8 protein-coding genes are annotated in these 16,544 nt (G+C 43.7%); 7 read left to right on the top strand and 1 reads right to left on the bottom strand.

The window, feature by feature from the left end; translation table 11 throughout:
* The first annotated feature begins 55 nt into the window (after positions 1–55).
* The 6 genes from ACFP56_RS11475 to ACFP56_RS11450 all read left to right on the top strand — a co-directional run bounded on the left by ACFP56_RS11475 (position 56) and on the right by ACFP56_RS11450 (position 11,520).
* Positions 56–5,842 (top strand): bacterial Ig-like domain-containing protein, encoded by a 5,787-nt coding sequence (locus tag ACFP56_RS11475; protein WP_379234504.1) that lies wholly within the window; start codon positions 56–58, stop codon positions 5,840–5,842.
* Positions 5,843–6,027: 185 nt separating this feature from the next.
* The gene (locus ACFP56_RS11470; RefSeq protein ID WP_379234502.1) at positions 6,028–6,150 is read left to right on the top strand and encodes a hypothetical protein; all 123 of its coding nucleotides are present in this window, start codon (positions 6,028–6,030) and stop codon (positions 6,148–6,150) included.
* A gap of 149 nt (positions 6,151–6,299) precedes the next feature.
* On the top strand, positions 6,300–6,995 hold the full coding sequence (locus ACFP56_RS11465) for a response regulator transcription factor (RefSeq protein ID WP_379234499.1): 696 nt from the start codon (positions 6,300–6,302) through the stop codon (positions 6,993–6,995).
* Positions 6,992–8,257: a HAMP domain-containing sensor histidine kinase gene (locus tag ACFP56_RS11460; RefSeq protein WP_379234497.1), complete on the top strand. Its 1,266-nt coding sequence runs from the start codon at positions 6,992–6,994 to the stop codon at positions 8,255–8,257. The genes ACFP56_RS11465 and ACFP56_RS11460 overlap by 4 nt, the downstream gene beginning before the upstream one ends.
* Positions 8,258–8,411: 154 nt before the next feature.
* On the top strand, positions 8,412–9,173 hold the full coding sequence (locus ACFP56_RS11455; RefSeq protein WP_379234494.1) for an ABC transporter ATP-binding protein: 762 nt from the start codon (positions 8,412–8,414) through the stop codon (positions 9,171–9,173).
* Position 9,174: 1 nt separating this feature from the next.
* The gene (locus tag ACFP56_RS11450) at positions 9,175–11,520 is read left to right on the top strand and encodes an ABC transporter permease (protein WP_379234492.1); all 2,346 of its coding nucleotides are present in this window, start codon (positions 9,175–9,177) and stop codon (positions 11,518–11,520) included.
* 121 nt (positions 11,521–11,641) lie between these two features.
* Here ACFP56_RS11450 and ACFP56_RS11445 read toward each other — a convergent pair whose 3' ends face one another.
* Positions 11,642–12,286, bottom strand: coding sequence for a DUF2306 domain-containing protein (locus ACFP56_RS11445; protein ID WP_379234490.1), 645 nt, complete (start codon positions 12,284–12,286; stop codon positions 11,642–11,644).
* 384 nt (positions 12,287–12,670) lie between these two features.
* On the opposite strand from ACFP56_RS11445, the gene ACFP56_RS11440 reads away from it, so the two are divergent.
* The gene (locus ACFP56_RS11440; protein ID WP_379234488.1) at positions 12,671–16,162 is read left to right on the top strand and encodes an endo-1,4-beta-xylanase; all 3,492 of its coding nucleotides are present in this window, start codon (positions 12,671–12,673) and stop codon (positions 16,160–16,162) included.
* The last annotated feature ends 382 nt before the right edge of the window (positions 16,163–16,544 follow it).

The following is a 16,544-nucleotide window of genomic DNA, read 5'->3' as shown; positions in this document are numbered from 1 at the left end:
ATGGGAAAGTGTGAAAGCGGATACAAAAAAACGAGCAAGGAGTTGAGATGATCGTATGATAGGTAAGATACTCACTTCATTATTGGCAACATTGCTACTGTTACCTGTAAATACCGGTGTTATTGCTGCGGAGAACATTAATGAGTTGGAGCCAGCAATTGCATTACTACAGCCTGATTCGCGTTGGCAAGCTACTGTGTTTGGTGATGTTGGTGGACAAGATAAAATAACCTCTACCAATTTTAGCATTGTTGAGGAGGAGCAGGGTACGATTCAGATGCAAAGCTTGAATGATCGTGGAAAGATATCATCGACAACTGACGGAATCGCTTATTTGTATCAGTCCGTACCATTGGATCGAGATTTTGAATTTTCAGCTACTGCAACAATCAATAGTATTGCCGATCATAATCAGGCGTCCTTCGGCATTATGCTCCGAAACACCGTTTACGATTATGTTCATGGAGCTGATTATGCGAAGGATGACTATTTGGCAGTTGGTGCATTAGATAAGAAGATTAAGCTGTTTAATCGGACGAACACCGTGCAATTAAAGCAGGAGCTGGCTGAGCAATTGCCTATTCCAGTTGCCGGAAGCAGCTATCAGCTAACCGTTAAGAAAATGTCAGATGTGTTTGTCATCACAGTAAATGATGAAAGCTATGTGGTGGACAGTTACGCTTCAGACGTGAGTTATGTTGGGCTTTTTACTGCTCGCAACGCAGCTATTACATACGAAAATGTTGAACTGACATTGGTTACTGAGGCGCTGCCGGAGCTGGGCGAGCTGCAATTTTATTCCTTTGGAGGCAATACGTCCGAGGAAAAAAATCCTGAGCCTGTCATCAAGGAGGCAGGAGCGTACACGCTAGAGGCATCAGGCGGAAAGGTTGCCTCGGGAGATGAAGGAATTTCATTTTTAGCCTATGAGTTGCCTGCGAGTACCAGCTTTACATTAGAGGCAACGGCTACGGTGGATTCCTTTAATGGTAATACGGCGATTTCAACACCTAATCAAAAATCATTTGGCCTTATGCTGCGTGATACTGTGGGCGAGCATCGTTCAGCGGCAACGACGACCTCCAATTATGTAGCGGTTGGGGCGTTGGATACGGTGATAAAAGGCTTTTATAAGTCTGGCGTAATGGAAGGCAGCGGTGGCACGCAAACCAAACTCAATCCGTACACTGCTGCTAATCCTCCGACAGCCACTGAAGTCTATCAGCTTAAAATTGAAAAAAGTCAAGACAGCTATACGCTATCGGTAAACGGGGAAAGCCAGCTTGTTAATGAAGAGCGTTTATTCTCGGAGCAGTTATATGCTGGTGTATATGTCGCGCGCGATGCTAAGGTAACATTCTCGAATATTAAGCTGAATATGGAAACAGCTGCTGTGCAGGCGATACAGCTGGATGCTTCAGCCATGAAAACAACGTATCGCCTTCAGGAGGAGCTTGATCTGACAGGATTGCTTGTTACAGCTGTAAGGACAGACGGAAGTGAGATTGAGCTTTCAGAAGCGGAGTATGTTGTAACAGGCTTTGACAGCTCGGAGCTGGGGAGCAAGGAGCTGACGATTCATTATAAAGGGAAGACTGCAAAATTGCCTTATGAGGTGGTGGCTTTACAGGTGACTTCTCTGGACATTGTATATGAGCCTGCGATAACAAGCTATTATATGGGCGATGAGCTCCAACTGCAAGGCTTAACGGTTGAAGCTAATTATGAGTCGGGATATATGTATCGTGAGCTCACACCAGAGCAATATGCAGTCGTCGTTCAAGACCAGAAGTATGATGGCTACGGATACAATGAGCGTGGTGAAAAGCATCGCTTCACTACAGCAGGCAGCTATATTGTGAGTGTGTTATCAAATGAGAATGAGGATGTATGGGCAGAATTTACAGTACAGGTTGCGGATGCAAGCTTAACGGGACTGGAAATTACTCAGCAGCCTAGTAAAACAACGTATTATATTGGTGATTCCCTTCAGTTAGATGGATTAATGGTATACGGACAGTATAGTGATGGCTTCAGAAAACGTATTGCAAGAGAGGAATTGACCGTATCTGATTTTAATACAGCTGTCACCGGATTGCAGGAGCTTGTTATTACGTATCGAGGTCAGTCAACGACACTTTCACTGCTAATCAAGGAAAAAGAAGCGGTAGCACTAGCCATAACGAATTACCCTAAAACAACGTATAAGCTGGGTGAGGAGCTCGATCTATCGCAGTTAAAGCTGGCTATAGCTTATGACAACGGAGATTTGGAAGCGATCACAGAAGATGGCTATAGCATCGATGCTTCGGCTTATCAAGCTAATGCAGCAGGTGAATATAAGCTCATTATTGCTTCTAATCGCACCGAGCTGCCAGAGCTAGAACTGTTGGTGCATGTTCGCGATGATGCGCCAATTGAATGGAAGAGCATTCGCTTTGGTCAATCAACCTCATCAAGCAATAATACGATTGAAGTAGCTGAACATGGTGTTGTTACGCTTAAAGCGATTGGCGGCTCGGCTGGAAAGGTAACTGGAGACCATGACGGAATTAGCTTTTACTACGTCGAACTCGATGCGCTGGAAGATAACTTTGAGCTGTCGGCAGATATAAAGGTTGTAGAATATGCCAAATCACCGGATCATGATGGTCAAGAATCGTTCGGCATTATGGCACGAGATGCGATTGGAACAGCTAATGATTCCTCAGTGTTTGCTTCCAATATTGCAGCTATCGGTGGCTATAGCGGAGGAACGCGCAATCCGAATGGCACGCAGCTGTTTGTACGAACAGGGATTGAATCACCTGATGGCAGCGGCAGCGAGGGAATTCGAGCTCTAATGATTCAAGAGGAGCGTCCGTCACAGCACAATACTTATCCTGCCCAGTCATACAGACTGACGTTAGCCAAAACCAATAGCGGCTTCACAGGGAAGCTCAATGACAACGAGCCTGTCATATTGTACACACCCGATATTTTAAATGTGCAGGACAATAAGATGTATGTAGGTTTTTATGCTGCGCGTCTTGCAACAATTGAAGTTCATAATATAGCGCTTAAGGTGTCCTCTGCGGCATCCGATGCTCCTAAAGTAGAGCCGCCGATTGCTCCGCTGGAGCCTGCTGTAAAGCTCGTTTCTTTGCTGGAAACTTCAACTACTGAGAAGTACGAGCTGAAAGTAAAAGCCAATACTTCAGGATGGGTAACTATTAAGCAAGGAAGGGAGACTATTGCCAGTGACATGCGGATTGAAGCCAATCAGCTCGTTACGCAGGCAACCAATTTAGTGCCGGGCAACAATCGGTTTACAATCAGCTTTACACCTAACGACACGGAATATTTAACAAGCTATGATACGATTGTGCACAACTATACGATTACGGTTAAGCAATATATAGGAGACATCTATGTTGCACCGAATGGGACTCCAGAAGGCGATGGAACGATAGAGAGTCCGCTTGATTTGGACACGGCAATCAAATACATTGCACCAGGCCAAACGATCATTGTGCAAGATGGGCATTACGTGCGCAATAGCAAGCTGAGCATTGAGAAATATAATGATGGAACTGCTGAAGCTGTCAAAACATTGAAGGCGGCAGCAAGTGCGCGACCTGTTATTGATTTTGACAAAAAATCTGAAGGAGTCATACTTAGCGGCAACTACTGGCATATAATCGGAATAGATTTTGCGCGTTCTGCGGGTAACACGAAGGGTTTTACCGTAGGCGGCAGCCACAATATTATCGAGCTTTGTCGTTTTTATGAGCATGGGGATACTGGCTTGCAAATTAGCAGAACAGATGATTCCAATAATATTGCCGATTGGCCATCCTATAATTTGATTCTCAATAGCACGTCATTCGCCAACCGCGACCCTTCTGATAACAATGCAGACGGCTTTGCAGCAAAATTGACCTCTGGCGTGGGCAATGTTTTTCGCGGAGCGATTGCTTACAATAATGTAGATGATGGCTGGGACTTGTATACGAAGGCAGGCTCAGGAGCAATAGGCGCGGTTACGATTGAGAACAGTATAGCTTTTAACAACGGTTATCCGATGGGCAGTACAGAACTGAAGGGAGACGGCAATGGATTTAAGCTAGGTGGCGAAGGCATTCACGTTCCGCACATCATTCGTAACAGCATTGCTTTTCACAATGGAACCGCTGGTTTTACCAGCAACAGTAACCCGGGAGTCATCGCCTACAACAATATCGGCTTCAACAATCCAAAGGGCAATATTGTATTTACAACCTATAATCATATTGCGCCTAATTTTACGATAGACGGATTCGTTTCCTTTGCCACAGAACAGATAGCAAAGGATCAAGTGCCCGATTCTGCTAAAGCTAAAACTAATTACTTTTATGATGGAACGCGATTTGCCAATTCGGCAGGTACAGTAATTGATGCGAGCAACTTTAAGAGCCTTGAAGTTCCATTAGAAATTGGTCGTGATGATGAGGGAAATATTGAGCTTGGAGATTTCTTAACCTTCATTGCCCCGAACAATAATGTTGCTCCAGGCCAGCCTGGCCATCCAGAATCCCCAACTAGCGTGCCAAGTCCTGAGCAGACAACATATGTTAACCTGAATGGAACAATTGTCGATGGAACAGTAACGGGTGAAATTACTCCAGATCAAGCTATCGCAGCGATTGCCGCAATGAACAAGCAGGCGGAAAAAAGAATTACGATTGCTTTAGGCACTGGAGCAACACAAAAAGAGAAGCTCTACCAGTTGAAATTGCCATCACAATTATTTTCAGCAAGTGAAGAAGCATACGATATTGAAATGATTACACCTGTTGGAAGCATCGTTATTCCCGCCCAAGCCCTTTATAATGAGCTGGGTCAACCATTCATTAAGGACGTGAATAAACCCCTTGACGATGCGTTAATGGCAAGCGAGCCAAATCAGGCATTAGACAAGGAGTGGATCTTCCTAATTCGTGATGTGTCTGCAGAAGCGGAAGCTTCGAAGCAATCGGTTGAGGTACGGGGACACCCAATTGTTAGCTTTGACGTGTATTATAACGGTCAATTGCTGAGCAGAAAGCTCTCGGTTCCTTCAATTCAGCTGTTTATACCGTACACGCCTAGCGCCGAGGAGGCAACCAAGCTTGGCAAGCTCACTATTCGGTCCATTAGTCACGATGGAGCAAGCATACCAATTCCAAACGCCTATTATAATGAGAAGTTCCACGGAATGAGCTGGAAAACCAATCAGCTAGGCACATATGCTATGCTGTTAGGCAGCAAAGCCTTCACTGATATGCCGGATACGCATTGGGCTCATGAGGCGGTCAGTATGCTTGCTGCCAAAGGCGTCATTAATGGCATTAATGAACAGCATTTTGCTCCCGATGAAGCCGTGACACGAGCTGATTTTATCGTTATGCTCATGCGTGCCCTAGGTTTAACGGCTGACATAGAGTCTTCATCTGAGCTTGCAGCTGGAACATTTACTGACGTTTCAACAGCTGCATATTACTATGAAGCTGTTACAGCTGCACAGCAGTTAGGGATCATTAATGGCTATTCTTCTGGTGAATTTAAGCCTGAGCAAGAGGTTGAGCGTCAGGAAATGTTTGTTATGGCGTATAAGGCTGTAGAGAAGGTGGCGGAGCTGAAGCTTAACCTCGTTAAGGATAATACGGCTTTAGCTTCATATTCGGATGCATCCAAGGTTGCCAATTATGCTAAAGCTATTTTGGCTACGTTAGTTGAGCATGATATCATCCAAGGCTATAACGAGAAGCTTGATGCCAGATCAGCAACAACACGTGCCGAGGCAGCAGTATTTATCGAGCGCATGGTTTTTCAAAGATATTAAGGAACAAGAAAAGTGGTGAGGCGATTGCCCACCACTTTTTGATCATACTAATCTTTAGATTGAAATTACGCAACATTAGCCACTAACAAATTTAAGCTGAGTTAAACCTCACGCTATAGGATCAGTATTGATGATACAAGATATAATTGGTATAATTTTGAATAAATGGACGAAGGAGTGATCCTGTGAATTTCAAAGAATACTTTGTGATTGGAACAGCAGAGTGGAAATCGACTGTAAAATGGTCGCTTATTGCAGGCGTTGCACTTGGGATTGTGGCAGGAACGTTTTATCTTTTGAATACGTAAGATCAATTGAATCATGGTACGACATTTGCAGATGACTTATGCTCATCTGCTTTTTTATTTGTCCGTTGTACTCATGAAATGTAACGCAGTATGCAGTAAAAATATGATATGTTAGTGGTAAGTGAGGAATGGGGAATAGGAGACTGCTAATGAATATTCAATGCTTAATAGTAGATGATGAATTGGAGCTTGCCGAAACAACAAGCGAATATTTCAATATGTTTGATGTGAAAACCGCATACGTTACGAATGCGGATGATTGCCTAAATTTTTTCCAAACGCACAGCGTGGAGCTCATTTTGCTAGATATTAATTTGGGGCAGGATTCTGGCTTCGCGCTATGTAAAAAGCTAAGAGCAACGACACAAATTCCAATATTATTTATTAGCGCTAGATCGAGTGACGATGATGTTCTAATCGCCTTGAACATTGGCGGGGATGACTATATTCATAAGCCGTATACGCTCAGCGTTTTGCTTGCTAAAGTTAAAGCTGTTCTGAAGCGTTATGGCCAAACGCAAGCAGCCAGTCAGCAGCATGCTGAGACATTAGCATTTGGCGATGTGTCTATTGATCGAGACAAGAACCGGGTTAAAGTTAGAGGTCAAGAGATTGCACTCAAAACGATGGAGTTTAAGCTGTTATGCTACTTGGCAGAGCATAAAAATCGGATCGTGACGAAGGATGAGCTGTTTCGCAATGTATGGGGAGATGTCATTACAGGGGATGGTACGCTGAACGTTCATATCCGCCATTTGCGCGAAAAGATTGAAGAGCATCCGAATGAGCCTGCATACATAAAAACGATTTGGGGAACGGGTTATATGCTAGAGGATACGTTATGAGAATAAGAGGGCTTATTTATTTAAGTGTGGCTATGCTGGTTAGCAGCGTAGTATGTACCTTATGGCTACTGCAAAGAAATGATTTGAATAACCAGGTCGATATTGTAGCTGCGAATGAAATAGTAAAGCTTGTGGAACGTCATTGGCCAAGCGTTGAAGCGGGTCATTATCAGAATAGCGACGAGGCTGTTTTTTCTGTTATAGATGCGAAGGGCGGACTAATTTATCAGAGCCATCAGGAGGCCGATTCGTCCCTTAACGAGGCTTTAAAAAATCGCAGCATAATTCTTGATGTGATCGTCGAGGGAGAGGCGGTCGGGAAAGTGTTGATTTATGATAGCTATGAGTCTATTGTCCAAGAGGTCAAGCAACAGCTCATCATCGCACTTCTACTTATTTTCACGATGATCGCGCTATTTTTAGTTATGTACATTATATATATTCATAGCGTTATATTTAAGCCTTTTAAGCAGCTTGAGCAATTTGCCCAGCATGTTGCTAGAGGGAATTTGGATATACCGCTTCACATGATGAAGAACAATCCATTTGGCGCATTCACGGAAAGCTTTGATATGATGCGAGAGGAGCTGGCAGCTGCAAGGCAAAGCGAGTATGAAGCCAATCGTAGTAAAAAGGAGCTTGTTGCAAGCTTGAGTCATGATATTAAAACGCCTGTTTCCACGATCAAGGCAGTCAGTGAGCTGATGCTGCTGCGAGCAGAGGACGAAAAAAGCATCAAGCAATTAAACACGATTCTTTCCAAGTCAGAGCAAATTCATTTGCTTGTTACCGACATGTTCCATGCAACGCTTGAGGAACTAAATGAGCTGAAGGTGATTGTAACCGAGGAGCCAAGTACAGCGCTAGTGCCGATGATCGAGTCGGTCAATTACGATAACCGTATTCGTTGCGGCGACATTCCAGAATGCATGCTGCTCACCGATCTTAATCGATTGCAGCAGGTTATTGACAATGTGGTAAGCAATGCTTATAAGTATGCAGGTACATCGGTTGCGATTGAAGCTCAGATGTATAACGAGTTTCTGGAGCTGCACATAAGCGATTACGGGTCAGGCATCAAGGAGGATGAAATTCCGCTTATGTTCAATAAATTTTATCGTGGAAGCAATGCAGAGGGACATAGCGGTTCCGGATTAGGACTCTACATTTCAAAGTATTTGATGAACAAGATGAAGGGACATATATACGGCTTTAATCACGAAAACGGGTTTACCGTTGTGCTGCAAATTAAAATGGTTTAAGGAGTGCTCGTACAAGCTTTAGAAAGACATGCGAATCGTTTATTCCATATTTAAGAATCAATTAAGAATTGGATAAAGATTCAATAATCGTTTCTTTTGTATGATAAAGCTAACGAATCCATTAAAGAGACATATACAAAAGGATGGTGTGGGCATGTCTGAATCATTGATTGTAACGGAAAAGCTGTGTAAAACCTACTCAACGGGAGGCAACCAGCAGCATGTACTGAAAAATCTGGACCTGACGCTGCATAAAGGTGATTTTACGGTTATTATGGGTGCCTCGGGCTCAGGAAAGTCAACCTTGCTGTATGCGCTAAGCGGAATGGATCAGCCTACACTTGGCAGCATCCTATTCAATAACAAAAACATCAGTAAGCTCAATCAGGATCAGCTAGCCTTGTTCCGTAGAAAGCATTGCGGCTTTGTATTTCAAAATATAAACCTGCTGGATCATATGAGCGTGCTCGACAACATTTTGGCAAGCGGGCTGCTTGTAAGTAAAAACAAGAAGGAAGTCATTAAGCAGGCCAAAGAATTGTTAAGTCATGTAGGGCTGCAGGAGCGCGATTGGAGCAAATTCCCTTCACAGCTTTCTGGGGGTGAGGCTCAGCGCGTCGGAATTGTGCGTGCACTTATCAATCGTCCGCAAATTGTATTTGCAGATGAGCCAACTGGTGCATTGAATTCCTCATCAAGTGATGCAGTGCTCGATGTATTGAGTAGTGTGAATGAAAATGGACAGAGCATTGTCATGGTTACACATGATTTGAAAACAGCCCTGCGCGGTAATCGGGTGCTTTTCCTGCGTGATGGCATGATCTATGGGGATTTGCGGTTAGATCCGTATTACAACAATAATCGCGAGCAGCGACAGCAACAGCTCCAAGCCTTTCTAAATGAGATGGGGTGGTAGGATGAAGCTGTGGAATCTTGCCCTATCTTATATGAAGGGCTCGAAAAGCTCAGTTATTTCTCTGTTTTTCATGATTTTGATCGCAAGCATTCTGCTCAATGTCAGCCTTACGCTAGTCTTTAAAATGAATACTTTTTTTGATGAGAAATTCGAGCAGCTTGATGAGCCCTATATTATTATCCTGCTTAACCGTTCGAATGAACAGCCCGACTATTATAACTATATTGAGCAGGATTCACGAGTTTCAGAAGCTGAAAGAGAAGCGGTTATCTGGTCACCTAATGCAACCTTTGCATATGGGGATACGGATATGAGCTCCGGTGTTGTTGTCCAGCAGGCAGAGCTTGATAGACAGTTTTCACCTATTCATCTAGTTGAGCAGCTGCCTGGTCCAACGTATACAAATGGGATTTATGCTCCTTATAGCTTCAAGTTAAATGCTGGTTACCAGTTGGGAGACTCCTTTGCGTTGCATATTGATGATCGCCAATATGACTATACGATCATTGGTTTCTTTGAAAGCGCAATGATGGGGGTACCGAATACAGGAATAATGAAGTTTTTTATGCCTGAGCAAGATTTCCGGGAGCTGGAGAAGCATGAAGCTGTGGCTGGACTTCTTTATTCTGTGAAGCTGCAAGATAGTGGACAGATTAATACCTTTACAAATGAGTTTTATCAGGAGTTTCCAGACCCTCCAGGGATGAGCTCGGCAACACCTTTATTTGCCGGGCTGGATAGTGAAATTGTAAAAAGTGTTGGCGCGATGACGATTAATATTATAACGCTCATTCTCATTGCATTTGCCATTGTCATTATTACAGTAGCGTTAATCGTGATTCAATTTAGAGTGAGCAACACCATTACAGAAGGTCTGAATAACATTGGCGTGTTGAAGGCACTAGGCTATACAAGCTATCAAGTCATTCTATCAATGCTGCTGCAATTTGTTGTAATTGCCAGTTGTGCAGGTATGCTGGGAACGGCAGCATCGTACCTCATTCTCCCTGTGTTTGGAAGTGTCGTTACGACGTTATCAGGTTTGATATGGAATTCGAGCTTTTTGCCACTGGTGAATCTCATTAGCATTGCGGTGATTCTGTTATTAATTGCTGCAGTAGTCGGTTTCTCAGCCTTGCGTATTTTTAGAATGGCTCCCGTGGTTGCACTAAGAGGCGGAATCGTCACGCATAGTTTTAAGAAAAATAGAGTTCCGCTTGATTCAAAGGGTCCTTTGCAGCTGTTACTGGCTGGAAAAACCTCGTTCATGAATGTTAAGCAGAATGTCATCATCTCTATTATAGTTGCAGCTATTACATTTGCATCTATATTTGCGGTCGTGCTGTATTATAATATTGCGAAAGAGAAAAAAGCATTTATTCATCTGGTAGGAGCAGAAACCTCGAATATTATGCTGCAAATCACCGATAGTGGAAAAGCCGAGCGGATAAGATTAGAGCTTGAACAGATGGAGCCCGTAACGAAGGTTGCCGTGTTAGATATGACAAGTATGAAAATTGACGGTCAACGCTTCTATATGAACATTTCAGACGATTATAGCAAGATGAACAATCAATTAGTGTATGAGGGTCGCTATCCCGTATACGATAACGAGGTTGCCGTTTCCTGGATTGTAGCTGATTTGCTAGGAAAAGACATCGGAGATACAGTTGAGATAGATGCGGGTCATGAAGCATCGAGCTTCTTAATTACAGGTTTAAGTCAGTCCATTACCAATCTTGGACAGATGACCTACATGACGGTAGAAGGTGCGAAACAATTGCTGCCAGACTATGAGGGTACGCTGTTGAATTTGTATACAGAAGACGTGGATAACACAAGCTTGATTGCACAGCTTAAAGCGCAATACGGTAGTGAAATTGCCAATGTGACGAACGTTACGGATACGATTCAAAGTCAGAGCCAAATTTACACCACTGCTGTGTTTACGGTCATGGTCACCGTACTTGCCATTACCGTTCTCGTTGTCGTCTTAATTCTCTATCTCGTTATTAAGAAAATGATCTTGCAGCGCAAGAAAGAATTTGGCGTGCTGAGGGCAATGGGGTATACCTCTGGCCAGCTAATGTCGCAAATCTCATTAAGCTTTTTGCCCGTTGTTATCGTATCTGTATGGGTAGGCGGTGTACTAGGCGTCTTGTATACAAATCCATTATTAGCCGTTTTACTGTCAGGCGCGGGAATTCGCAACGTGCAATTTATTATCAACATTCCGTTAATTGTGCTCATTTGTATCACGCTTGTTTTGTTCTCATATATCATTTGCCTTTGCGTGTCCTCTGGAATTAAACAAATAACGACAAGACGTTTAATGATTGAGCAGTAGCATACAAGACGCGAAGCAGCATCTGTCATGTTATCTGTCAACTAAACTGAGCTAATCGATAACAGCCGTTTCTCGATGTGTAATGAGAACCGGCTGTTATGTTATTTAATGCTTGTTACTTTCATGTCTTGAATAATCGAGAGCGTCTTATGATCCACTCAGCCAGTAGAAGATTGGGAACCCAGCTGAGCCAAGCGACAATGCGATAATAAGCATCAAAATGCTCAAACCCGAATATTAGCATGAAGATAGGCAAATAGATTCGTAGTGTAACAGCTGCGAAGGTCAAGGCATAGTTTCGAAACATCCATCTATGATGATGTTGCGGATTGCGTTCAGTTACGATTGCGCGATATCCTTTCATTAACGTATAGAGCCATAATAGGGAGAGTGCTAGGAAAGCTACAGTAGAAATCCAGCCGCCAGTAGCCTTGAATGATATGAAGATGCCAGAACATGCAGAAAAAAGGACACTGCCGCTATAAATTTTTCCGATAAAGCGGTGTAGGCGGATATTTCGTTCACGAAGGGGCTTAATAAACTGGAGCCAACCAATCACCAATGAGATGATGCCAGTAGCGATATGAAGGTAGAGGAAAAAATAGTAGATGTTAGTTAATTGCATATGCTGATTAAGCTTGTTTTGAATGAGGCCAGAGGCGGATAGGCCATATCCAAAATACACAATAGACAAATAAGCACTTACTCCTATTGCTAGCAGTGAGGACACCGGAATTAAGGTCTTTTTTGACAGCAGTTTAGCCATGAGATACCTCCTAAAAAATTATAAAAAATGGAATTATTTGATCATTATTATACGTCTGAAGTCTTTTGAATGAATTCGTCTGCAGTTGGGTTTTGGATCAGTCGCAAGGATGATATTTGTTTTGATTAGGATGCACTCGTGGTACGAGTTGATCTAAGTCAGTCGATATGGACTAGTCGATATGCATCACCATTGGACTAAGCTATGACTTTGGATTCACTTACAAATTTTATATTTCACACCAAAAAAACACTGAAAACTGACAGGTATATCCATAGCTAAGTAAACGCTATAATGATCGACGAAAGGAGGAAAGTTACGTTGAAGCTAAATATGTAAGCGCTTACGAAAAATGTCGAATTCTATTCTGAATGGAGGAATTGCATGATGTGGAAAAAAGGTAAATCGCTTTTTGCGATATTACTCGCAGCTGTATTGTTCATCCCACAAGGCTTGGGTATGGCAGGACAGGTGGAAGCAGCAAGCAACGTCGTATTGTATCAGTCCTTTGAAAACGATCAGACAGGTGGCTGGGGCCCTCTTGCATGGGGAGGATCTGGACAGGTAGCGGTTACTTCTGAGATGGCCTCGGAAGGAAGCAAATCGTTGAAGTTAACAAACCGCGAGTCCAGAAGCAGCAGTCTTAGCAAGGATTTGACCGACATTATGCAGGCAGGCAGAATTTACGATATTTCCTTTAATGTTAGACTGGGTGAAGGTACAGATACGCTCCATCTAACATCAAGGCTTACATCAAGTAGCGGTGACAGCTTTCATTGGATTATTGGTGACAAAAACGTTACGAGTACAGCATGGACCACCTACGAATTAAACGGATATGAAGTGCCAAGCGGCACGACTGGTTTTTTCGTTTATCTTGAGTCGGCAACAAGCTCGACTTCAACAGCTGATGTATATCTTGATGAATTCAAAATTGTTGATGTAACGCCTAATGGTGCTCCAGAGGAGCCAGAAGAGCTTGATCAATCAGGCATTACGGAGAACTTTGAAGGGGGCCAGGGAAGCTGGGTAAGAAGATTCGGCTCTGGCGGAATCGAGGTTACGAATGCAGACAATCATACGCCTGGCGGCTCTCATAGCTTGCTTACGACTGCATCAGGACAGTATGACGGTCCGCTGCTAAACGTAATGGGCAAGATGCACAAAAATCACAAATATGACCTTTCAGTTTGGGTGAAAATGGCCCCTGGTCAGGACCCTACTAATTTGCGGATGACGGTTCAATCTGGCGAGAGCACGTATTCGCTTATCACGAATAATGTAAGGGTGACCGATAGCCAATGGGTACGGCTGTCAGGCCCATTCTCCTTAACGATTACACCCGACATTTTGAACGTTTATGTAGAAACCTCGGATAATGATGGAGGGCCACGCTCATTCTACATTGATGATTTCTCTTTGACTCATGCTGGTGCAATTGAGGCGCCGCCACCTATTCAATATGAGCTGGAAAGCCTAAAGGACTTGTATGCGGATTACTTCGAAATTGGTGCTGCGGTTGAACCGAATAGACTTACAGGTAGAGTGAGTGAATTATTGAATAAGCATTTCAACTCCATTGTAGCGGAAAATTCAATGAAGCCAGGCTCCATTAGCCCGAGAGAAGATGCTTATAACATAACAAATGCAAATATTATCGCACAGCATGCGGTTGATCAGGACATGACACTTCGATTCCATACGCTGCTATGGCATTCCCAAGGGTCAGATTGGATGCTGCAGGATGCTAACGGGAATTGGCTTGATGCCACGCCTGAAAATAAAGCACTGGTAGAAACACGTTTGAAAAATTATATCACCAGAGTTGTGACGCAATATAAAGGAATCGCAACGTACTACGATGTAGTGAACGAGGTCATTGATGAGGGCCGTCCGGACGGTATGCGCGACAGCTATTGGTACCGTATTACCGGGACTGACTTTATCAAATGGGCTTTCGAGGCAGCACATGCGGCTGATCCGGATGCCAAGCTTTACATTAACGATTACAACACGCACAGCCCTCGCAAACGCGATTTCTTGTTTGATCTGGCAACCTCCTTGCGTGATGAAGGTGTTCCGATCCATGGGGTAGGTCATCAAACCCACATTAACATTAGTGGTCCATCAATCCAGCAAATTTCTGAATCGATCCAGAAGTTTGCCGAAGCGGGGTTCGACAATCAAATTACCGAGCTGGATGTTTCGATCTACACAACAAGCGGAACTAGCTACGATCCGATTCCAGAAGAAATTCTTCTTCAGCAAGGCTATCGTTTCAAGGAGTTGTTTAAAGAGCTGGTGCGTCTTGACGAAATGGGCAAACATGCAGATCCATCTACACCAGCTTATAATCCTGAAGGCTGGATTAGCAATGTAACGCTATGGGGAATTGCCGATGACGGAACATGGCTTCATAATCGAGGAGGAACTCGACAGGATGCTCCGCTTCCGTTCGATAAGCAATATCAGGCGAAATACGCGTATTGGGGAATGGTGGAAGCAGTTAAAAACTTAATCCCGCCAGTGCTTCCAATTGTTGTGAAGGAAGGGAATACTGCGCAAGGTACGCCAGTAAGCGATCCGATTGCATGGGATACGGTGCCGACTTTATCTACAGAGCGTAGCGGGAGCTTGCACGCACAATTTAAAACCTTGTGGGATCCGAATCATTTATATGTTCAGGTGAAAGTTAACGACGTTACAAATCGTCCAGGTGACCAAGTGGAGCTCTTCGTTTTGGATCAAAATGAAATTAAGCAAGTCATTATTCCAAGAACGGACGACTCCGTTATCGAAGTGAGTGGCGGGTATATAGCTGAAGCTGTGATTCCGCTTTCAAGCACGATGCAGTTAGGAGAAAAAATCAGGTTTGATATTCGAGTTACGGATACGCTAATTGATGATTCCTCTGAACATGGCGGCAACGGAGCGATGGTTTCATGGAGTGATCCGAGCAACATGCAGCACGCTTATAGCAATGGTTATGGTGTGCTGACCCTGATCGAAGGCTCAAAAGTTGCCACAGCCTTATACGGCACTCCTCAGATTGACGGGGAACTGGATGCTGTGTGGGACAAGGCGGTGGAGCATGACACGAATGTTTGGGTCGAAGGAAGCAACGGATCAACGGCCAAGTTTAGAACCCTGTGGGATGAAGAGCATCTTTATGTTTACGCGGTCGTTACAGACTCTTTGCTTAGCGATCAAAGCGAGAACGTATGGGAGCAGGATTCCATAGAGATATTTGTTGATCAGAATAATGGAAAAACGGTTGCGTATCAGTCAGATGATGGCCAATACCGTATTAACTTTAAGAACCTGCAATCGTACGGTGGCTATGCTAGTCAAGAGAAGATTCAGTCTGCTGTGAAACTGATTGAAGGGGGATACATCGTAGAAGCAGCTATCAAATTAGATGCAATTACTCCTCAAAATGGCACATTAATTGGCTTCGATGTTCAAGTCAACAATGATGCGAATGGGGATGGTCGTAGAGATAGCATAGCAATCTGGAATGATCCGACAGGTCTCTCGTATCAGAACACGTCAAGGTTCGGCGTGCTGAAGCTTATTAAGCTGCCGGAAGCTCCGGAATATCCACAGCCAACGGACATCGAGGCAAGAGCGCTAAACCATCAGGCGGTTCAGTTAAAATGGTCTAAGGTTGATAACGCAATCGGTTATCACGTGTATCAATCTACATCAGCGAACGGCCCCTTCGTACAGCTGACAAATAAGCCTTCTAAGGCGGCGACTTATGTGAACAATAAGCTGCAATCGAATACGACGTATTATTACTATGTTACGGCTGTTTACGCGGATGGAGAATCTGATCCTGGGGTGACAGTATCGGCGCGGACGACTAGGAAATAAGGAAAACAGGCTGGGACAAAACTAGTCTCTAACCATGCAAAAGGATGAGAACCCACGGTTTTCATCCTTTTGCATTTCGGGCTATCGTTTTTTTCGTTGTTCGAGTTAGAAGTACAACCCAATGCTTAGGACCAATACGAAGTGCAAAAAATAAGGCATTGTTTCCAAGAATCTCTCCCGAACATTTAAGAGGTGGTCAACAATCAGGAAAAACCATAACAATTGATAAATCAAATTAGTAATCAAAACGTGATTACGTATTTTTCTCCACTCTTTTGAACATAAGGCAATACCGATAAATATTTGTATAAAGCAGTATAAAAAACCTAACAGTGCTACCCCCATAAAAACTCTAAGACTGGCGGAAAATACAACAGCCCCA

This window comes from Paenibacillus septentrionalis (genome assembly GCF_042659865.1).
GTDB lineage: Bacteria > Bacillota > Bacilli > Paenibacillales > Paenibacillaceae > Pristimantibacillus > Pristimantibacillus septentrionalis.
Note: the sequence above shows the minus strand (reverse complement) of the source record. Positions and strands in the feature narration are given on the sequence as shown.